Annotated in this window: 1 pseudogene; it reads right to left on the bottom strand. The window is 66.0% G+C overall.

From position 1 onward, the window contains the following. A pseudogene (locus SB772_RS45010) lies at positions 1 to 241 on the bottom strand (N-acetyl-gamma-glutamyl-phosphate reductase); the annotation flags it as partial.

Raw genomic sequence — 241 nt, 5'->3', positions numbered from 1 at the left:
CACCGCAGTCAGCAGTACCTGGCCATGCTCCGGGTTGGCGTACAGCGCCAGGCGCAGGTCATTGCTGTCGTTCAGTGCTTCGGGGTCGAGCGCCGCCGCCAGGCCTTGCTGATGCAGGGGCATCAGGTGCACGTGGCGAGCCCCTTCATAGTGCTGTTGCAGGCAGGCATGCAGCTGTTCGGCGCTGGCCTTGCCTGGCAGCAAGCGCAGTTGCAGCGGGATGCTGAGGACGATGCCCTGG

It is taken from the genome of Paraburkholderia sp. SIMBA_030 (assembly GCF_046535245.1).
GTDB lineage: Bacteria > Pseudomonadota > Gammaproteobacteria > Burkholderiales > Burkholderiaceae > Paraburkholderia.
Note: the sequence above shows the minus strand (reverse complement) of the source record. Positions and strands in the feature narration are given on the sequence as shown.